The sequence below is a fragment of the Micromonospora sp. NPDC047548 genome (assembly GCF_040642975.1).
Lineage (GTDB): Bacteria > Actinomycetota > Actinomycetes > Mycobacteriales > Micromonosporaceae > Micromonospora.
Genome location: NZ_JBEYTI010000016.1, coordinates 98,799 through 119,300, shown reverse-complemented (window position 1 = coordinate 119,300; position 20,502 = coordinate 98,799). Strand labels below are relative to the sequence as shown.

At 72.2% G+C, this 20,502-nt stretch carries 13 protein-coding genes; 8 read left to right on the top strand and 5 right to left on the bottom strand.

Annotation, left to right across the window (positions count from 1 at the left end):
- Positions 1–434: 434 nt before the first annotated feature.
- The 3 genes from ABZ807_RS18530 to ABZ807_RS18520 are packed head-to-tail and all read left to right on the top strand — an operon-like array spanning position 435 to position 10,126.
- Complete coding sequence (locus tag ABZ807_RS18530; protein WP_357158984.1) at positions 435–5,540, top strand: hypothetical protein; 5,106 nt, start codon at positions 435–437, stop codon at positions 5,538–5,540.
- A gap of 10 nt (positions 5,541–5,550) precedes the next feature.
- The gene (locus tag ABZ807_RS18525) at positions 5,551–5,832 is read left to right on the top strand and encodes a hypothetical protein (protein WP_357158981.1); all 282 of its coding nucleotides are present in this window, start codon (positions 5,551–5,553) and stop codon (positions 5,830–5,832) included.
- 10 nt (positions 5,833–5,842) lie between these two features.
- Positions 5,843–10,126, top strand: coding sequence for a papain-like cysteine protease family protein (locus ABZ807_RS18520; protein ID WP_357158978.1), 4,284 nt, complete (start codon positions 5,843–5,845; stop codon positions 10,124–10,126).
- 158 nt (positions 10,127–10,284) lie between these two features.
- Here the strand turns inward: ABZ807_RS18520 and ABZ807_RS18515 are convergent, their stop codons facing one another.
- Complete coding sequence (locus ABZ807_RS18515; RefSeq protein WP_357158975.1) at positions 10,285–11,286, bottom strand: PHB depolymerase family esterase; 1,002 nt, start codon at positions 11,284–11,286, stop codon at positions 10,285–10,287.
- A gap of 130 nt (positions 11,287–11,416) precedes the next feature.
- Between ABZ807_RS18515 and ABZ807_RS18510 the strand changes: the two genes are divergently transcribed.
- The 3 genes from ABZ807_RS18510 to ABZ807_RS18500 are packed head-to-tail and all read left to right on the top strand — an operon-like array spanning position 11,417 to position 13,113.
- Positions 11,417–12,070 carry a TetR/AcrR family transcriptional regulator gene (locus ABZ807_RS18510; RefSeq protein ID WP_357158972.1) on the top strand — a complete coding sequence of 218 codons (654 nt, stop codon included), beginning with the start codon at positions 11,417–11,419 and terminating at the stop codon, positions 12,068–12,070.
- Between the two features lie 30 nt (positions 12,071–12,100).
- Positions 12,101–12,967, top strand: a complete 867-nt coding sequence (locus ABZ807_RS18505) for an alpha/beta hydrolase (protein ID WP_357158969.1) — start codon at positions 12,101–12,103, stop codon at positions 12,965–12,967.
- Positions 12,968–12,987: 20 nt separating this feature from the next.
- On the top strand, positions 12,988–13,113 hold the full coding sequence (locus ABZ807_RS18500) for a hypothetical protein (RefSeq protein WP_357158966.1): 126 nt from the start codon (positions 12,988–12,990) through the stop codon (positions 13,111–13,113).
- A gap of 48 nt (positions 13,114–13,161) precedes the next feature.
- Here the strand turns inward: ABZ807_RS18500 and ABZ807_RS18495 are convergent, their stop codons facing one another.
- Positions 13,162–14,964: an ABC transporter ATP-binding protein gene (locus tag ABZ807_RS18495; RefSeq protein ID WP_357158963.1), complete on the bottom strand. Its 1,803-nt coding sequence runs from the start codon at positions 14,962–14,964 to the stop codon at positions 13,162–13,164.
- An 82-nt stretch (positions 14,965–15,046) separates the two neighbouring features.
- On the opposite strand from ABZ807_RS18495, the gene ABZ807_RS18490 reads away from it, so the two are divergent.
- Positions 15,047–15,475: a MarR family transcriptional regulator gene (locus tag ABZ807_RS18490; RefSeq protein ID WP_357158960.1), complete on the top strand. Its 429-nt coding sequence runs from the start codon at positions 15,047–15,049 to the stop codon at positions 15,473–15,475.
- A 53-nt stretch (positions 15,476–15,528) separates the two neighbouring features.
- Here the strand turns inward: ABZ807_RS18490 and ABZ807_RS18485 are convergent, their stop codons facing one another.
- The 3 genes from ABZ807_RS18485 to ABZ807_RS18475 all read right to left on the bottom strand — a co-directional run bounded on the left by ABZ807_RS18485 (position 15,529) and on the right by ABZ807_RS18475 (position 20,252).
- A complete protein-coding gene (locus ABZ807_RS18485) occupies positions 15,529–18,615 on the bottom strand; it encodes a hypothetical protein (RefSeq protein WP_357158957.1) in 3,087 nt (1,028 codons plus the stop codon).
- A 75-nt stretch (positions 18,616–18,690) separates the two neighbouring features.
- Positions 18,691–19,905, bottom strand: coding sequence for an RNA polymerase sigma factor (locus tag ABZ807_RS18480; RefSeq protein WP_357158953.1), 1,215 nt, complete (start codon positions 19,903–19,905; stop codon positions 18,691–18,693).
- The gene (locus ABZ807_RS18475) at positions 19,902–20,252 is read right to left on the bottom strand and encodes a YciI family protein (protein ID WP_357158949.1); all 351 of its coding nucleotides are present in this window, start codon (positions 20,250–20,252) and stop codon (positions 19,902–19,904) included. The genes ABZ807_RS18480 and ABZ807_RS18475 overlap by 4 nt, the downstream gene beginning before the upstream one ends.
- Between ABZ807_RS18475 and ABZ807_RS18470 the strand changes: the two genes are divergently transcribed.
- The gene (locus ABZ807_RS18470; protein ID WP_357158946.1) at positions 20,251–20,481 is read left to right on the top strand and encodes an FAD-dependent oxidoreductase; all 231 of its coding nucleotides are present in this window, start codon (positions 20,251–20,253) and stop codon (positions 20,479–20,481) included. The two genes, ABZ807_RS18475 and ABZ807_RS18470, sit on opposite strands and share 2 nt — an antisense overlap.
- Positions 20,482–20,502: the final 21 nt, after the last annotated feature.

Genomic DNA, 20,502 nt, shown 5'->3' with positions numbered 1-20,502 from the left:
GCGGCGGAGCGGCGGAAGACCGATCCCAAGGGCACGTGACCAGCCGCCTTGACCCCCTCGGGCGGCCGACCGTTGCCGCTGGCCCGGTTGGCGCAGAGTATGCAGATGCGCCCCACGCGGTCCTGTTGCCACCGGGACCAGGTAAGCCGTCGCCCTGACCCGGGCCCAGGCGTCTGCAGCCCAGCAGTCCGGTCGCCGACAATGCTCTGTCTTTCCTGCTCAACGGCGCGAAGGATCGCCTTGTCGGGACAGGACGCGGGCTGACGTGCCGGAGCGGATTCACCGCATCGCGAGCCAGCCGCCTGCGCCAACTGCTCCGGAGTTGGCGCCCGTCACCGACACCGCTGGAGGGCGTCATGGCGGAAAGTCTCGTTGTCAACGGCACCGTACGACCGAGTAAAGCTGGCGCGACGATTGCCGGCTACCGCGTGCAGGTGACCCTGAACGCCGAGGTGCGGCTCGGCGATGAGGTGCTCCGGTTCCCGGCGTCCGCCTCGGCGCGGTTGCCTGAGGACGGCACGCTCCATCTCGAGGTCACCACGGACGGCATCCCCAAGGGCCCGGTCGACATCTCGATCGCCGCTCCCACCGGCGTCGAAGTGCATCATCAGCAGTTCTCGCTGGAGCAGTTGGCCAAGCCGCTGCGGCTGCGGATCAGCACGGTGGATCCGGTCGAGGTACGGCCCAGCGACGATCCGACCCTCGGTGCGCGCACGCGTATCGCCGGACGGGTGATCGACGTCGGGGGTCGGCCCGTTCCCGCCGACCTCCCGGTCGTGATCTCCGGGGTCGACCGGTCCGACGGCGAAGCGCCACCCGCCCGGCCGCTCGTCATCACCGGAACCCAGCCTGGCGGCCGGTTCGGGGCGGACTGGGTCGCCGACATCCTCGCGTCGGCGTCCGGCAGCGTCGCCGGCGGCCCGCCGCAGCCCGTGCCGCTCGACCCGGACGGCCGGTTGCCGCGCGAGATGGTGATCGTCATCGACCTGGCCGCCGTGGCCGTCCCCGAGGACGATTGCGACTGCACGGCATCACCTCCGCGCACACCGGACCAGGAGGACCTCACCGGCAACCCGGCCGCCTTCTCGCAGGACCTCGGCGGCGGCTGCGTCGACCTCACCATGCCGAACCGGACGCTGGAGGAGTTCGCCTACTTCCAGGTCATCCGGACCTCCGAACCACGGATCACCGGACTCACCCTCAACGCCCGGCGCACCGTTCCGTCCGAGCTGCTGACCGACCTGCTGGGGGTGTCGATCGCGTCCCAGGCCATCGGACTGACCCGGCCGACGTCGGTGGCGCTGCAGACCACCAACCTCAGCCTCGACATACACGCGGCCCGCTCGCTGGTACGCACGGACCGGCCGCCCAGCGTCGCCGAGATCACCCGCGCGTCGTGGCTGTCGGAGGTCTCGTTCACCAAGACCATGATCGACGCCGGGCTGCGCACCACGACCGGCCGCACGGTGCTAGACGCCGACCACCAGATCGACTGGGACGACACGCCCACGGTCCATCTCGCCGTCGACATCGCGTTCGGCCACCTGCTGCAGTTCCGCGAGGTGTGGCGCGCCGACGGCTACTCCCTCGGTGACCTGCTCTATTCGCTTCCCCTCGCGCCCGGGCAGCGCCGCCAGGTCGCCGTCGTCGACTGGGACCGGCGCACGTCGTCGGCCCGCGAGGAACGGTTGGAGTTCGAGGAGCACCTCGACGCGCTGCTCACCCGCGACCGGGACGTGCAGGAGATCGTCGGCACCGACCTGCACGAGGAGGTCGCGGCCGGCTCACGCAACACGACCTGGGGGGTGGCGGGCGGGATCGGTGCCGGCTTCATCGGCAGCGGCTTCGGCATCTTCGGCGGCGTGGCCGGCGGCGCGAGCGGGTCGAGCTCCTCGTCGTGGCAGGACGCAGCCCGGACGTTCTCCGCCGACTCGATGCAGCAGTTGCGCGACCGGGTGTCGCAACGCAGCTCCGCGCTGCGCAGTCAGCGTTCGTCAGTGGTGCAGAGCGTCGGCCAGGGTGAGACCGTCCGGGCCGAGACGGAGGCGGTGGCCAACTACAACCGCTGCCACGCGCTGACCATCGAATATTTCGAGGTGCTGCGGCATTTCCTGGTCACCCACGAGCTGGCCGACGTACGCGAGTGCCTGTTCGTCCCGCTGCCCATGGTGGCCTTCGACCGGGCCAAGGCGCTGCGCTGGCGGGAGATTCTGGAGCGGTTCCTGCGCAAGCCGGAGCTGCGCGGCGGCTTCGACGCCATCGAGCGGATCGCCGACAATTGGGTGGGCTGGGACTTCCCGCAGGCGCGCTACAGCGAGGAGGCGCCCGAGTCCATCGAGGGTGAACTGCGCATCAGCTTCCTGCTGCCCCGCCCGCGCGATGCTGCGGACGGGGCGTTCCAGGTGGCCATGTGGCAGCCGCTGGCGCCGTTCCTGCCCGTCGACACCCTCGAACTGTTCACCGCCAAGCTGAACGAGCGCACCGCCCGCGAGCGCGACCGGATCTTCCGCACCGAGATCGCGCCCGGAATCGCGGAGCAGTTGGTGCAGAAGCTGCGCCTCGCCCTGGTCGGGCCGGACGGCGGCGAGTCGGAGGTGCCGGTCGACGCCACGCTGGTGTCCCGCTACGCCGAGACGACCCCCCTCTACGTCACGGTCAACCAGGCGGGCGGCATCCCCGCTGTGCCGCGCGATGACATCGCGCACGTGAAGATCTGGTACGACGGACCGGCGCTGCCACCGGACGCGCAGGTGATCGTGCACTCGGGCCGACTCCGTTACCGCACGCCCCACCTGTCGGCCATGCTCTTCGACGATCCGCGCATCCTCGACGACATCAAGCTCGGCGACGCTGTCGTGATCGCCACCCCGCTCACGCAGCGCGAAGTACGCGACCCGCGAGCCGAGGACGTCGAACTCGCCGGACGGCTGGTCGCGCACCTCAACGACCATCTGGAGTACTACCACCAGGCCATCTGGGTCAACCTGGACGCGCAGCGCCGGTTCATGCTGCTCGACGCGGTCGAGGTGCCCGGGCTGGGCGGCCGGAGTGTCGCGAGCCTGTGCAGCAACCAGCTCATCGGAATCGTGGGCAACAGCCTCGTGCTGCCGGCCGCGCCGGGGCTCCGACTCGACCCCACGCTGACCGTGCCCGACGACGGGCCGGACGGTTCGGCGCAGCCGGTACCGCTCGTCAACGCCTACGCCGCCCCGCCCGCGCCGCCGCTGCGGGTCAGCGTGCCGACCCGCGGCGTCTACGCCGAGGCCGTCGCCGGGTCCTGCAACGCCTGCGAGAGCATCGACGACTCGCGCTACTGGCGCTGGAACAACGACGGTCAGTTGGAGCTGCCGCAGATCCTGCCCGTGTCGACGGACAGCCGGGCCAGCGAGGAGCCCGACCTCACGCCCACGCCGCTGCCCGCGCCGCTGGTGCAGATCCAGAACGCCCCCGCCATGCCCGACCCGGTGGGCCTCGGCGCAGCCTTCGGCCTGCTGTCCAAGCCCGGCCTGTTCCAGGACATCACCGGCCTCGAGGGCACCCAACGCAACGCCGCAGCGGCCTTCGAGGCGTCGCTGTCGGCCGCCTCCGCACTCGGCGACGAGGCGGCGAAACTCGCCAGTCAACAGGAGTTGAGCCACAACGCCGGCCGCATGCTCGATCGCATCAACCAGGCGAAGGCCGACGGTCTGCTCACCCACGGCGCGGCACAGGAGCTCGCCACGTCGGCGCTGCAGGGTCTGATCGGCGAGCCCCGCCCCGGCGCACAGAACCCGGCCACGGACCCCGTGGTGAGCAACGTGATCGACCAGGCGGCACAGGGTTCGAGCGCCGACATCAAGGTGACCAGCCCGAGTGAGTCCGTCGAGGTCAGTTTCGCCGATGACCGACCGGTTGTCGGCGGGGCGACCGCACCGTCGCTGCCGCTGGAGCTGCGCTACCTCATCCGGCAGCCCGTGATCTTGGACTTCCCCACATCCGGCGACATGACGCCCTACGTCTTCGACACGTACGACCTCCTGCAAGCCCTCCAGGGCGCCCGCCTCGCCAACGCGGAGTCGCTCGGCCTGCTCGTCCGGGATCCGGTTGATCAGCACAGCTACACCGTCGAGCGTCGGTTGCGCATCGTGCACCCGGCCGATGTCCTCAACCCCCGCCGGGTCGCCGGCACCGGGCGCCTGCCGGTCGCGGTCATCGTGCACGGCCAGCACCGCGCGACGGCCGCCAACCTGAACGGCTACGAGGCGCTGCAGGACGAGCTGGCCCGGCACGGAATCGTCTCGGCGTCGGTCGACACCAACGTCGCGAACCTGTTCGGCTCGTTCATCGAGATGCGGGCGCAGCTGGTGCTCGGCGCGCTGGACACCCTGCGGACCCTGGACGCCGACCCGACGTCCCGCCTGTACCAGCGGCTGGACTTCGACCGGGCCGCGCTGATGGGTCACTCCCGTGGCGGCGACGCCGTGGTTCGTGCCGCCCGGATGAACACCTCCCGCCCGGCCGCCACCAGGTACGGCATCAAGGCGGTGTGTTCGCTCGCACCGACCGACTACGCATTCGGGACGTCACCCGGGCCGGTGCCGTTGACCAGGGCCGACACGTCGTTCTATGCGGTCGTCTACGGCGCACTCGACGGCGACGTCGCGGGCTGGGGCGGTGCGGAGGCGTCCGGCGGCACCGGCTTCCGCCACTACGACCGGGCCGCCTGTGACAAGGCGATGGTCTTCCTCGACCACTGCAATCACAACCGCTTCAACTCGGTGTGGGCCGCGGACGGCGACGACACCGGGATGCACCCCTCGGATGTGGCACCCGGCGGCCGGCTGCTCTCCGCGGCCGACCACGCGAAGCTCGCCAACGAGTACGTCGGCGGATTGTTCCGCTGGCGGCTGCTCGGCGACACGGCCCCGATCGGGCTCTTCGACGGGACCGCGACCAACTCGCTCGGAGCCGGGGTGTCCCTGCAGTGGTCGTTCGGCGCCGAGGTCGTGGTCCTCGACGACATGGAGGACCCGGTCAAGCCGCGCATCATCACCGTCGGCTTCGTCGACCCGTTCCCGGACGTGCTGATCGGGGCCCGGACGTTGGGGCTGGAGACCAACCACACGACCGCGGTGCTCGGCCTGGACCCACCGGTGATGTCCGGCGAGGCCTACTCCGTCCAGCTACTGCCCGCCACCTCGGACTGGTCAAGCTATGACGCCCTGACCTTCCGGTTGACGGCCGACTACGACCGCAGCAGCGAGGCGACGATCGCGGCCGGACAACTGCCGGACTTCATCGTGGTCGTCACCGATCTGGACGGGGAGACCGCCACCGTGGGCGCCGCCGCGCTCGCCGGTCCGCTCGTGCCGCGACGGCCCGTCTTCCATCCGACGGCGCCGGGCCTGAACTGCACCGCGCTGCGTCTGGAGACCATGACACTCCCGGTCACGCTGATCTCCGGGATCGACCTGACCCGGGTGGCACTGGTCGGCCTGATGCCCGCCCCGGGCATGCTCCGCCACCTGTTCTTCGACTCCATCCAGCTCGTCCGGAAGTAGAGCAGACGTCATGCAGATCGACAGCGCGGACTTCGAGGTCATCACCACGTCGCTGCCCACGGACTGGGTGATGCGGGTGGTCATCCACGGATCCGGTCTCGTCCAGGGCGGCATCCGGATGGTCGCGGAGGTCGGGCCGCAGGAGGTTGAGGGACTGATGCCCACCACCGACGAGGGAATCGTCCTCGGCTTCCTGACCCGGCAGCCCGCACCCGGCGACGAGCTGCGGATCGGGTACGAGAACCAGCCCCTCATCTCGACCGGCATCACGTTCGACGCACCGAACGTGTAGGAGGACCGGAATGGCAACCATCCTGCGAGGCAAGCTCGCCGCAGCGGGCGTCCGCGACTTCAGCGGCTACGCCCTGAGCGCCGGTTTCGAGGAGCGTACGCGGTTGGGCGACGGTGCCGGGGTCTTCGTGGCCGGGCGTCGCGACACGCCTGCCGGCCACAACGGCGCGTTCACGTTCGAACTGCCCGATCCGGCGGACCGCCGAGGGCCGGTGACGCTCACCGCGTTCGCCCCGGACGGACTTCCCGCGGGCGGGCTGGTCGTCCCCGGCGACCTTCCCGCCGATCCGGTCGAGGTCGCCGTGTCACCGCGGCCGACCACCCAGGTGCCCCCCAGCGGCGACATCACCCTGGGTCAGCAGCTGAAGTACACGGGCCTTGCGATCGACCCACACGGGCGGGGCGTCGCCAGTGACCTGCTGCTGGTGATCTGGGGTCGCGCCGTCGGTGCGGAGCAGACCACGCCGGTGTCGGTGACCAGGACAGCGGCGGGCGGCTACTTCTCCGGACCGTGGCCGGGCATCGCGTTCGCGGAGGCGTACGCGGTGCTCGCCGGCAGCGCGCCGATCCCGATCGGCCTGGAGGCCGGGCTGCTGCCGAGGCGGATCGTGCTCCAGGCGCCGGTACTGCCGCCCCCGCCCCCCAAGGACGAGGACTGCCACTGCCCTGACTCGCCGCCCCGCGCCCCCGACCAGGTCGACCTCACCGGGAATGTCCAGGCGTACGCGAGCGACGCCGCCCGCTGCGTCGATTTCACCCTGCCCAACCGGGCCCTGGACGAGGTGACCTACCAGGCCGTGGTCCGCACCACCCAACCACAGATCAAGGGCACCACCCCGACGGCACCACCGGTCATTCCCGGTGTGCTCGTCGACCGGCTCGTGGAGCTGGCCCGCGTACGCCCGGTCGTGGTGAACCCGGCTGCCGAGCTGCCCCCCGCCGGCCAGAGCCCGGCGGCCGGCCTGCCGCAGACCGGCCCGTTCACGCTCGGAGCCACCGCGACCTCCGGCACGACGAGCCACCTCGCGAGCATCCCCGGCGCCTCGGGCCGGAACTCCGGGTCCGCGCCGATCGCCGCTTCCGGACAGGGCCGCCAGGTCGACGTGGTGCCGGGCGCACTCGCCGCCGCGCGGGCCTTCGTCCCCGGCATCGACCTCGACGGCCGGTGGGCGTCCGTGAGCGCGGATCTCCTGGCCGCCCGGGTTCTGGAGCAGCGGGCATTGGCCGGTGAGCCGCTGCGCCTGGAGACGAGCGTGCTGGCCGACCTGGCCCGCGAGCAGCACGACATCACACCGCTGCGCCTGGTCACGGCCGAGCAGACGAGCGTCATCCGCCGGTTCCGCGCCGCGGTCGGACTCCTCGCCAGTCCCGAGCCGGCCCGCTTCACCCTCGACGCGGACCGCCAGGTCGACTGGGACGGTGTCCCGTACGCCTACCAGGCAACCACGGTCGCGCACGGCCACCTGCTGACGATCAAGCAGGTCTGGCGCGCCGACGGGTACTCTCTCGGCGACCTGCTCTATTCGCTGCCGCTCGCACCCGGCCAGCAGAAGCTCATCTCGGTGCTGGACTGGAACCGCTCCGAGGTGGCGAGCCGGCGCGCCGAGCGCACCGAGGCCGAGGACCTGGTGGCCGATCTGAGCCACGACCGCGACATCAGCGACGTCATCCGCTCCACCCTGACCGAGTCGATGCGCGGGCACTCCAAGGCCGACGTGGAGGCCGTGGGAGCGGGGATCGCCGGGTTCATCGGGCCGCTCGTCTTCGGTGCGGCGGGCGGTGTCTCGTCGGCCGGTTCGACAGCCAACCAGACGTCGGCGCGTGCGGTCACCGGCACCGCGCTGAACCAGGTGCGGGACCGCACCCTGCAGTCCGCGAGCGCGGTACGCAGCCAGCGCTCCACGGTGGTGCAGACCGCCCGCCAGGGCGAGTCGGTGCGGGCGCAGACCGAGGTGGTCGCCAACTACAACCACTGCCACGCGCTCACCGTCGAGTACTTCGAGGTGCTGCGGCACCTCCAGGTGAGCCAGGAGCTGGCGGCGGTGCAGGAGTGCCTGTTCATTCCCTTCGCGGTGACACCCTTCACGACCGAGAAGGCGCTGCGCTGGCGGGAGCCGCTGGAGCGCGGGCTGCGCCGCCGCAGCCTGCGCTCCGCCTTCGACTCGCTGGAGCGGGTGCGCGCCAACTGGGTCGGCTCGGACATGCCCGTCGGCCGCTACGCCGACGAGGCGTTGGTCGATCTCGACGGCGAGCTGACCGTTCGGGTGACGCTCCCGCGCCCGGCCGACGGCGAGTCCGACGAATTCGTCTCGACGAACTGGGACGGCTACGCCGCCCTGCTCTGGGACGGCCCGGCCAGCATCTGGGAACGCTATCTCGGGGTCGCCCTACCCGCGGAGCGAGATGCCATCTGGGACAGCCGGATCGCGCCGGGCGTCACCCAGCGGTTGTTGGAGACCATGACGATGTCGCTCATCGAGGACGGCGTCGCGACCCGGGCGGTGAGCGTCGATCCGGCGATGGTGGGCCTGTTCGGTCAGGACCGTCCGCTGCTCGTCGGGTTGCAGGCCGGCATCCCGCTACCGACGGTGCTGCGCTCGCAGATCGACCGGGTACGGCTGTCGCTCGCCGTCAGCGTCCTCCCGCCCGGCGCTCGGATCGTGGTCGACTCCGGCTCGCTGCGCTACCGCACCGCGCACCTCAGTCACCACCTTTTCCTGAACCGGCGAATCCTCAACGACCTGAGTCTCGGTGACGACGTCGAGATCGCCGTGCCGCTCGACACCACGGAGAAGCGCAACCCGCGTGACCGCGACCGCCGCCACGCCGAACGGCTGCTCGACCATCTCGACGAGCACGTCGAGCACTACCACCGGGCGATCTGGCTGACCATGGACCTGAATCGGCGATACCTGCTCCTCGACGGCTTCGTCGCGCCGGACGCGGGCGGGCGCAGCGTGGCGTCCGTGGTGGAGAACCGCGTCGTCGGTGTCGTCGGCAACAGCCTGGTGATGCCGGTCGCACCGGGTCTGAAGCTCGACGCGACCTACGAGTTCGCCCGCGCGACCCCGGCGGACCTGCGCCACCTCTACGCGGCCGACCCGGCGCCGCCGATGCGGATCAGCATGCCCACGTCCGGGGTGTTCGCCGAGGCCGTCCTCGGCAAGTGCAACAGTTGCGAGGTCATCGACGACACGAAGTTCTGGCGCTGGGAGGAGGCACCGATCCCGGACCGGCCGCCGTCCATCGACCCGTTGAGCACGGGCAGCCGGCGCACCGCGCCGCCGAACCTCGCACCCGACCAGTTCCCCACGCCGGTGGTCGGACTCCAACAGGTGCCGACCGCGCCCGATCCCACGGGCCTGGCGGCGGCAATGACCGCGCTCGGCACGCCGAACATCTTCAAGGACCTCACGGGGCTCGCTCTCAACCAGCAGAACGCCGCCGAGGCGCTCAAGACCTCGATCACCGCGGCGCAGGGCTTCGCGAGCAAGGCCGGCGCACTCGCCCAGCAACGGTTCCTCAATCAGGAACTCGACCGCAGCCTCGGCCATATCAAGGACGCCCGCGACAAGGGGCTGGTCTCGGACGACGACGCACGCGCGCTGACCGAGAGCGTGCTACGCGGCGCGATCGGAGAGGTTCGCCCGGCCACCCCGAGCGCGACCCGTACACCCTCGGTGCAACGCGCGATCGACCGCGTCGCCACGTCCGGCAGTGGGTCGCTGCGGGTAACGCGGCCCGAGGGGACGGTGTCGGTCAAGACCGGTACGGCCGCCGGACGCCCGGCGCTCGACGTGGCCATCTCGCCCGCGGTCGTGCCCGTCAAGCAGAACTCCTCACTTGTCTGCTGGGCCGCGGGCGGCACCATCATGTCGAACTGGAAGACCGGACAGGCGGCCACGGTCGAACAGATGCTCGACGGCCTCGGCGGCGGCTGGCGGAGCAGGTACGACCTCAACCAGCCCCTCTCGGTTGTCGAGCTGCGCGCCTTCCTGGCCGCCGTCGGCCTGACCGAGGACGGACCGACGAGCTACACGCCCGAGGGCCTGGCCCGGCTCGTCGAGAACGTCGGGCCGGTGCTGGACATCGGGGACGACGGGATCGAGAACAATCAGGTCCTGCACATCCGCATCCTCACCGGCGTCAAGGGGGACGGCACCCCCGACGGGACCACCACCTCGCTCGCCGATCCCGCCACCGGCACAGTCGTGACCGAGACGTTCCACGTCTTCGACCAGTTGCATGGCGGCGCCGATCCGGTGGCCTCAATGGCCGGCGTCTTCCACTTCTGAGGGCACCCGCGACCTCCGTCCACCATCGCGGGGACGGGGGCCGAAGGCGTTGAAGCCGCCCCGATCAGCCGGCCTGCGGAGGTGGGACACGCTCGTAGTGGGCCAGGGCCCGCGCCACAGAAGCGGGTGGCGCGCGTGGATCACGGCGAGCGGCGACGTCAGGGCCGGGGGTGGGCCAGGAAGAAGTCCCAGCTCAGGTTGCTGGCGTCCGGGCCGGACGGGTCGCCGTAGAGGCTGCACGAGCAGCCACCCGGGTAGACGTGGCCCGCGCCGTCGATCAGGTACTGCTCGATCAGCACGGCCCCGCCGGTCGACCGGTGGACCTTGTGGGTGTACGTCCGACCGCCCGGCACCTGGCCGCGTTCGACCAGAGTCGGGGTGGCGGTGACGTCGCCGTCGTCGACGCCGTCGATGGCCAGGTCGTCGGTCTGCGCCCACTGACCGGCGATGCGGCCGGCGGTCGACGGGGGCACCACGAGGTCGGCGGTGCCCTGGAAGATCAGCACCGGCACCGGTCGCGCCCGGCTGCCCATCTCCCGCCAGGCGTCGAGCCCGGCCTGGTCGGGTGAGCGCAGTTGCAGCACGTCGCACTCGTACTCACAGCCAGCGACGGTGGCGACGGCGGCGTACAGGTCGGGGTACGTCACGCCCATGATCACCGACATGACGCCGCCGGCGGAGACGCCGGTGGCGTAGATCCGCTTCGCGTCGACCGTGTAGCGCGAGCGCATCAGGTTGGTGATGCCGGCGATGATCGACGGCTCGCCCCAGCCCCGGTGCTGGTTGGTCGACAGCGGCCAGTTCCAGCACTGGGCCGGGTTGGCGAGGATGGACTGGTCGGGGAAGACGACGAGGAAGCCACGCCGCTCGGCCAGGGCACTCAGCCCGGTCAGCAGATCGAAGCCCACGTCGTTCTCGGTGCAGCCGTGCAGGGCCACCAGTAGCGGCATCGGTGTGCCGGCCCGGTAGGACGACGGCACGTAGCCGTGGTAGTCGCGGGTGCCGGCCAGGCTGGTGTAGGTGCCGTAGAAGTAGCTGCCGCTCGCCGCCTTGGCGGGGGCGGCCGGCGCCGCCGTCAGCGCGAGCACGGCGGCGAGGGCGGTGGTGGCGAGCCGGCGCAGTCGGGTGGTGACGCGCCGGGTGGGGGTCGGATCGGGCATGACCGGCTCTCCTCTGCTGGTCGGTGAGGCTGCCAATCGATTGGTTGGGACGGTGACGTTGGTCACTATCCGCCCAGTGCGCTACGGTGTCAACCAATCGATCGGTTGGCAGTGCGGAGGAGAGCAACCGGTGACGCACAGCCCCTGGGACCCACGCCGGCTCACCGCGGTCGCCGCGGAGCTGCCGGAGGGCGTCACCCCGCCCGGCACGCAAGGACGCATCCTGCGCGCGGCGCTGAGGCTCTTCGCCGAGTACGGCTTCTTCGGCGCCTCGATCCGCGACATCGCCCGCGAGGTCGGCATCAACTCGGCGACCCTCTACGCGCACTACCCCGCCAAGGAGCAGATCCTCGCCGAGCTGATCCGACTCGGACACGAGGAGCTGCACCGGCGCATGCGGGAGGCGTCCGCCGCCGCCGGCGACGAGCCGGCGGAACAGCTCGCCGCCCTGGTACGCGCCCAGGTGCTCACGCACACCGACTACCCGCTGCTGGCACTGGTGGCCAACCACGAGCTGCATGCCCTCTCACCGGAGCGGGCCGCGCCCGCGCTGGCGCTGCGCGAGGAGGCCCGGCAGCTCCTGCTGACCGTGCTGGCCCAGGGCGCGGCGGCGGGCGCGTTCGACATCGAGGACATCCCGCTGACCGGCATCGCCATCGGCAGCCTCGGCATGCGGGTGGCCAACTGGTTCGGCCCCGACCAGCCGTACACCCGCGACCAGGTCGCCGACGCCTTCGTCGGCTTCGCCCTCCGGCTCGTCGGCAGCCCTCTCCCCCGAGGCTGACCGGCACCCCCTCACGAAAGGTTGATCCCCATGGAACAGGTGAAGGTGGAGGTGCCGGACGGCACGCTCACCGCGCTCCGCTTCGGCACCGGCCCGAAGATCGCCGTCGCCGCCCACGGCATCACCGCCTCCGGCATGGCCTTCCTCTCGGTCGCCCGGCGACTGCCCGAGGACTGGAGCCTGATCGCGCTCGACCTGCGCGGCCGGGGCGGCAGCAACGAGCTGCCCGGCCCGTACGGCATGACCCGGCACGCCGAGGACATCTGCGCCGCCGCCGAGCAGTTCGGTCAGGGGCGGCCGGTGGCGCTGGTCGGGCAGTCGATGGGGGCGTACGCGGCCCTGCGCGCCGCCGCCCGCCGGCCGGAACTGTTCGCCCGGCTGGTGCTGGTCGACGGCGGCCTGCCCCTGCCGGTGCCCGCGGACGCCGACCCGGACGCGGTCCTCGCGGCGACCCTCGGCCCGGCCATCGCCCGGCTGAGCGACACGTTCGCCTCGGAGGAGATGTACGTCGACTTCTTCCGGGCGCACCCGGCCCTGTCCGTGGACTGGAACGAGGACATGATCGCCTACGTCCGGTACGACGTGACCGGCCCGCACGGCGCGATCCGGTCCCGGGTCAGCGCCGCCGCCGTCGCCGAGGACGGCCGGGATCTGTTGGTCGGCGCCGCCTCCTTCGGCACCGATCTGGTCGGGCTGACCGTCCCGACCGTGCTGCTGCACGCCCCGCGCGGCATGTTCGGTCAGGAACCCGGCATGCTGCCCGCACCCCTGGTGGCGCACTGGCGGGAGCAGGCCCCGCACCTGGTCACCGAACTGGTCGAGGGCTGCAACCACTACACGATCCTGATGACCGAGGGGCCGGCGGCCGTCATCGCCCGGCACCTCACCGCCGAATGAGCGCCGCAGCGGATAGCACGATGAGCAACCTCGCCTCGATGCTGGTGGCGACGGCGGCGCGCGCCCCCGGACAGCCGGCCCTGCGGCTCGGCGACCGGGTGACGCTGATGCTGCCGGACGTGGTTCCCCCGCCCGCCTCGACCTGACCGCCGCGGACCGATGTGTGGAGCGCTAAGGGCCGGTGTGTGGAGCGCTCAGGAAGCGAGCGCCGCGTACCGGCCGGCCCGGTCGAGCAGGCTCTGGTGCGTGCCGGTCTCGACGATCCGGCCGTGGTCGATGACCGCGATCTGGTCGGCGTCGCGCACGGTGGAGAGCCGGTGCGCGATGGTGACCACCGTGCGGCCCTCCGACAGGGCGTCGAAGGCCCGCTGGACGGCGCGTTCGGTCTCGGTGTCCAGCGCGCTGGTGGCCTCGTCCAGCACCAGGATGCGCGGGTCGCGCAGCAGCGTACGGGCGATCGCCAGGCGCTGTTTCTCCCCGCCGGAGAAGCGGTGGCCGCGCGAGCCGACCACCGTGTCGTACCCGTCGGGTAGGCCGGCGATGAGGTCGTGGATCTGCGCGGCGCGGGCCGCATCCTCGATCTCGGCGTCGGTGGCGGCGGGCCGGGCGTACCGGAGGTTCTCCCGCACGGTGGTGTGCAGCAGGTAGGTCTCCTGGCTGACCACGCCGACGACGGCCGCGAGGTCGGTCAGCCGCAGGTCGCGCAGGTCGACGCCGTCGATGGTGATCCGGCCGCTGCCGGGGTCGTGCAGCCGGCTGACCAGGGCCGCGAGGGTGCTCTTGCCGGAGCCGGTCTCGCCGACCAGGGCCAGGCTGGTGCCGGCCGGCACGTCCAGGGTGATCCCGGCGACGGCGGCGGTGTCGCTGCCCGGGTAGCTGAAGGTGACGTCGGTGAAGCACAGATGGCCGCGGACCCGCGCCGGGTCGATCTCGACCGGGCGCGCCGGGTCGTCCACCTCCACCGGGAGGTCCAGGTATTCGAAGATCCGGGCGAAGAGCGCCAGCGAGGTGGTCAGCGAGACGCCGACGTTGAGCAGCCCCATCAGGGGGCGGAACAGCCCGCCCTGCAGGGCGGTGAAGGCGACCAGCGTGCCGATGCTGAGGGTGCCGGCGGTGCCGGGCAGGCCGGCGCTGAGGTAGATCACCGCCGGGATGGCGGCGAAGATGACGGTCATCGTGGCCATCCGCCAGCGGCCGGCCAGCTCGGAGCGGAGTTCGAGGTCGACCAGGCGGGCCGAGGAGGTGGCGAACCGGTCGATCAGCGCGGCGCCGGCGCCGAGGGTCTTGCTGAGCTGCACGCCGCTGATCGACAGCCCCTCCTCGATGGTGACGTTGAGGTCGGCCAGCTCGCGCTGCCGCCGAGCGGTGATCTCGCGGCGCATCCGGGCCACCTTGCGGGTCAGCCAGATCGCCGGGGGCAGCACCAGCAGGGAGACCAGCGAGAGCCGCCAGGACAGCGCCACCATGGCGACGGCGGTGGCCACCGCCGTGGTGAGGTTGGCCGCGATCGAGGTGGCGGTGGAGGTGACGACGGTCTGCATGCCGCCGATGTCGTTGGTGATGCGGGACTGCACCTCGCCGGTGCGGGTGCGGGTGAAGAACGCGATCGACTGCCGGTGCAGGTGGGCGAAGACGTCGGTGCGCAGCCGGTGCATGACCAGCTGGCCGACCCGGGTGGAGATCCAGGTCTGCACGACGCCGAGGACGGCGGTCACGGCCGCGACCGCGACCATGCCGACGACCAGCCAGACCAGCAGGGTCAGCTCGCGCTCCGGCAGCGCGCGGTCGATCACGGTACGCAGCAGGAACGGCGTGGCCATCGCCAGCACCGAGGAGACCATGATGATCACGGTGATGGTGGCCAACTGCCAGCGGTACGCGGTGAAGAGCCGGCCGATGCGGCGCAGCGACACGTCGCGGGCCTGGGCCTTCTCGGCGGCGGTGACGGTGCGGGGGGCGCCGCCGCGGCCCTCCCGGCGGGTGGGGGTCGGGTCCAAGGAGTGCCTCTTCCTGTCGGAGACAATTGCTGAGGTTACCTCATCATGAGGTAACAACACGAGTTTCTGCTACGGTATTCCGGTGGACGCCGACGAGCGCGAGGCGCACGAGGAGAGCCTGCCCGAGCTGTTCTGGGCAGTGGCCCGCCGGCTGCGCCACCAGTCCCGGCGGACCCTCGAGCCCTGGGAGATCAACCCCGGCCACGCCCGCGCCCTCGCGGTGCTCGGCGGGCACGGCGCCCTGCGACTCAGCGCGCTCGCCGACCACCTGCACATCGCGCCCCGGTCCGCCACCGAGGTGGTCGACGGTCTGGAGGGAAAGGGGCTCGTCGCGCGCCACCCCGACCCGGCCGACCGGCGCGCGACCCTGGTCGCGCTGACCGACGAGGGTACGCGGACCGGCGCGGCCATCCGGGCGGCCCGCAACGCCGAGGCGGACCATTTCTTCGGCCACCTCTCCCCCGTCGACCGCGAACAGCTCACCCGCATCCTGCGTACGCTGCGCGACTGACGTTCGTGGGCTCGACGGCCCGGGCGGGCCAGCAATGGGCGGTTCGGGACGAACTAGAGATCGTGCCACATCGGAGCGCTGCGGCCGGCCGTGCGTACCACGATCTCCGGGACCGCGACGACGGCGACGAGCCGCCGCGTGGCGAGCAGGGCGAGCGGCCCGAGCATCGGATGGCCGATCACCCGCCGGCACGCCTGCAACCCGATCTCGGCGAATTCACGCCGGGTGAACGTCGCCCGGTTCGGTTCGGTCTCCCGCTCGGCGAGGGCGGCCAGTATCCGCTGGCGCAGCTCCGCCCGCTCGTCGGTGACCCGCCGCAGCACGGCCACCGACCAGCCCCAGGTCTCCCCGAGCAGTAGCAGGTCGGTCCGTCCGGACAGCGTGTCGGCCAGCAGCATCTCGTAGTGGCAGATCTGCATGGCCGCGACGGCGTCGCCGTCGGCCAGCGCGAGCCGGGCCAGCAACCCGGCACCGACCGGAGCCGACCACTCCGGCTGGTCGTCGTCCGCGCGCACCCCCGCGACCAGCCGCGCCAACTGCTGTCGCGCCTCGTCGACGTCGCCCATCGCGTAGCGGACGACGGCGCGGAACTCGGCAGTGCCGGGATCCGGCCGGCCGGCCCGCTCCTCCCGCGCAGCCAACTCGTCGCCGGCGGTCAGCAGCTCATCGAGGGGCGCCCCGGCGCGGAACAGCCGGGAGATCGCCTGACGTTGTTCGGCGACGGGCGTGGTCGACTGCCCGGTGGGCGCCAGCGGCGCCGGGATCAGCGTCAGCAACTCGCCGACGCGACTCCACTGCCGGGCGGCGGCGCCGGCGAGCACCGCCTTGCGCAGGGCCGCCACGGTCAGGTCGTCGTCGAGCCCGACGTTCGACGCGCGGACCTCGGTGACCGCGGCGAAGATACCCAGCGCCTCCTCCCAGTAACCGGCCCGGGCCAGCTCGACACCGAAGTCCTCCCGCAACCGGTTGCCCCGCCGGCCGGTCACCGAGCCGGCGGAGAGCCGATTCTGCAATCTCGCGTGCCGGAACCGGTACGCTCCCGCGCCGTGCCGCAGCAGGCCGACCGTTGCGGCGTAGTCGAGGAAGGCCAGCAGTTGATGCGGGGTACGGCCACGCACCGCCAGCACGAAGCGGGTCAGCGCGAAGCGGGCCCAGGCGCCGGCACCCCGTCGGTGCAGCCACCAACCCAGGCCCAGCCCCAGCCCGGCGTACGCCTGCGCCGCCAGCGGCGGCGACGCGTCGAGGACCGCTGTCAGCCAGAGCACGGCGTACCCGGCCAGGACGACCACCACAGCGGTGGCGACGGTCGGCAGAGCCGCGGCGACGGTGGCGGACCGGTCCGCTCGTACGGCCCGGGCCGGACTGGCGATGCTCAGCTCGACGGCCGGGACCGCGAAATCCACCCGCAAGCCCGCGCGGACCGTGGTCAGGACCAGCCAGGCGAGACCGACGGCGATCCCGGTGCGCGCCTCGGCCGGCCAGTCGAACGGGTCGGGCCACCGGTCGACCAGCCGGACCAGGCGGGCGGGTACGTCCAGCAGCCACAGCCCGAACCAGGTCAGCAGTCCCCAGAACAGCCCGCCGGAGATCCCGTCGACCAGCCCGGCGACGAAGGCGCGGCCACCTCCGACGAAGACCGCGCGGACCGGGCGGCTGCCGTGGGCCCGCGCCCCTTCGCGGAAGGCCGCCCGCAGCGCCGTCACGGTGCCGACCACGGCCGCCACCGGACCCGGATGGCCGGCTACGGTGCGCAGCAGCTCCCCGGTCACCTCGTCGCCGACCGCCGCCGCCGTGCCGGTGAGCGCCTCCGCGGCGAACGCCAGGGCGATAAAGACGGCCAGCGCGGCGCGCGCGCCGTCGAAGGCGACCCAGAAGAGGCGGGGCAGCTCGACGGGCAGCTGCCACCACCGGAACTCCCGGCGCTCCAGCGACTCCAGGTGCGTGGCCAGGAAGGCCAGATACCGTCGAGCCTGGACGGGATCCCAGCGCCGGAGCCCCTGCCCGCCGGTACGCGACCGCAGGGCGGCGTCGACCGCGCGGTTGAGCAGATCGTCCTCGACCGATCGGCGACCCCTGCTCGCCGCGAGCGGAATCAGATCCCGCGGGTCGGTGCCGGGCTGATCGAACGCGCCACGGGCCATCGCCACCATCAGTGGTGTGGAGAGCGCAGCGGTGAGTTCGGTGTCGACGCCGACCCGGGCCGCCACCGTGGACCAGTTGCCGGTCTGGTGCAACGGGGCCGCGTCGACCAGGTACGTGGCCACCGTGTCCGGTGCGAGCGGATCGATGGTGACCACCGCGGTGCCGCGCAGTTTCTCCCCCTGGAGCAGGTACCGCTCGTACACGGAGGAGCGGCAGGTGAGCACGAATCGCTGGGTCGGCAGCTCGTTGAGCTTCTCCAGGCAGGCGACCCGGCGTTCGTCAGGCACTTCGTCGAGGCCGTCCAGGACCGGCACCACGAGATCGGTCGCCACCAGGTCCCGCAACAGCGCCGCCCGGCGCGGATGGAAGCGGGCCACCTGGGTGTGGCGCCGACCGATCCGGTCCACCAGCCAGTCGTGGAACGTCTCGACGTCGGGATCCCACGAGTCGATGGCCAGCAGCACCGGGACCGGCGTGTCAGGCTCCCGGTGCGCGGGCAGTTCCCGAGCGAGTCGCATGGCGATGATCGACTTGCCGGACCCGGGCGGACCCAGCACCAACAGGCGGCCGGACGGGATCGAGCGGTAACAGCTCCACAGTGAACCCTCCCTGCCGAAGAGGTCCCGCGGGCCGGCGTCGCTGGAGCGGCCAACCGCCCGCCATGACGGCAACAGGCGTTCCGGCGCCGTACGCCAGGACACCGGCAACGGGTACGGCTCGTCGATCGTGCGCAGCAGGGAGTCGTCGGCCTGGTCGCGGCGGATCAGCTCGGCGAGTTCGTCGGCGACCGCCCGCCGGTGCGCCCCGGCCGCGCCGGGCGGCTCCCGCTCGGTGAAGAGCTGGTCCACCACCACATAGACGGCGATGACACCGGCGACCACGCCCCAGGTCCAGTTGACCTTCTCGAAGTCGTACCGCAGCCAGACCCAGGCGGTGCCGCCCAGGGCGGCGCCTGCCACGAGGGTGAGCAGGCTCCACTTCCAGACCCGACGTCGCACGCGACGATTGTGATGGTCACCCGCACCTGCCGCGACCCCGCCCCGGCCCGACCCCTGGTCGGCGCGGGGGTCGGTTCACCGGTGGCTCCTCAGTTGTTCGCGGCGATCGCGCAGGTACGACCGCTCGGCGGCGTTGGCGGTACGGGCGATCGCCGCATCGAAGGCGAGCGTCGCCTCCGACTCGCGGCCGAGGCGGCGCAGCAGGTCGGCGCGGACGGCGTGGAAGACGTGGTACGTGTCCAGGTCCAGGTCGTCGACGAGGGCGAGCGCCACGGCGGGGCCGTGCACCTCGGCGACGGCGACCGCCCGGTTGAGCGCCACCACCGGGCCGGGGGCGAGCGCCTGGAGCTGGTCGTACAGCCGCAGGACCTGGCCCCAGTCGGTGTCGGCGGCGCTCGGGGCGTCGCCGTGCACGGCGTTGATCGCGGCCTGGAGCTGGTACGGGCCGGGCCGGTTGCGGCGCAGGCAGCGGCGGACCAGGGCCTGCCCCTCGGCGACCAGGGTGCGGTCCCAGCGGGTGCGGTCCTGCGCGGCGAGCGGGACGAGCGCGCCGTCGGCGGTCACCCGGGCGGGCCGGCGGGCCTCGGTGAGCAGCATCAGCGCGAGCAGGCCCAGCGCCTCCGGTTCGTCGGGCATCAGGTCGACCAGCAGCCGGCCCAGCCGCAGCGCCTCGGCACAGAGCTCCGCACGGACCAGCCGCTCGCCCGCGCTGGCGGTGTGTCCCTCGTTGAAGATCAGATAGACCACGGCGAGCACGGCCCGCAGCCGGTCGGGCAGGTCGGCGTCGCCCGGGACCCGGTACGGAATGCCGGCGTGGCGGATCTTGGCCTTGGCACGGACCAGCCGCTGGGCCATGGTGGCCTCGGGGACCAGGAATGCGCGGGCGATCTCGGCGGTGCTCAACCCGCCGAGCAGGCGGAGGGTGAGCGCGACCCGGGCGGCCGGGCCGAGCGCCGGGTGACAGCAGGTGAAGATCAGGCGGAGCCGGTCGTCGCGCACGGGTCCCTCCTCGGCCGGTGGCTCCTGGGCGTACAGCAGCGCGGCCTGGGCGTGCCGGTCCGCCCGGGACGCCTCCCGGCGCAGCCGGTCGACGGCCCGGTTCCGGGCGGTGGTGATGATCCAACCGGCCGGGCTGGGCGGCGGCCCGGTCTCCGGCCAGCGCCGCACCGCCTCGGTGAAGGCGTCCTGGACCGCCTCCTCGGCGAGGTCGATGTCGCCGAGGACGCGGACCAGCACGGCGACCGCCCGGCCGTACTCGGCGCGGAAGGCCGCCTCGACGTCGACCGTCACCCCTCGCCCTGGAAGGGGCGGACCTCGATCGGCAGCGTGGTGGCGAGGGCGTACCGGCGGCCCCATTCGAGGGCGGCGTCGAGGTCGGCGGCCCGGATGATCGTGAAGCCGCCCAGGTACTCCTTGCCCTCGACGAACGGGCCGTCAGTGACCAGCACCTCGTCGCCCTTCGGGCGCAGCACGGTGGCGGTCTCCGGGGCGTGCAGGCCCTGGCCGAAGACCCAGCAGCCGGCCGCCGTCAGCTCGTCGCGGATCACGCCGAGCTCCCGCATCACGCCGGCCAGGAACTCCGGGTCCGGCACGCCCTGGCCGGCCGGCTGGTAGATGCTCAACAGGTACTGCTTCATGTCGCCCTCCTGGTGGATGTGGACCAGCTTCTACCCTCCACACGATCGACGGACGGGCGGATCGACACCCCGGCGACGAATTTCCTCAGGCGCGGAGCTGCGCCGCCCGGCGGGGCGGGTGCACTGGGCGGGCACCGAGACCGCGACCCGGTGGGCCGGCTACCTGGAGGGTGCCGTGCTGGCCGGCGAGCGGGCGGCCGCCGAGGTGCTGGCCGGGCACGCCCACTGACCCCTATTTCATAGATAATCT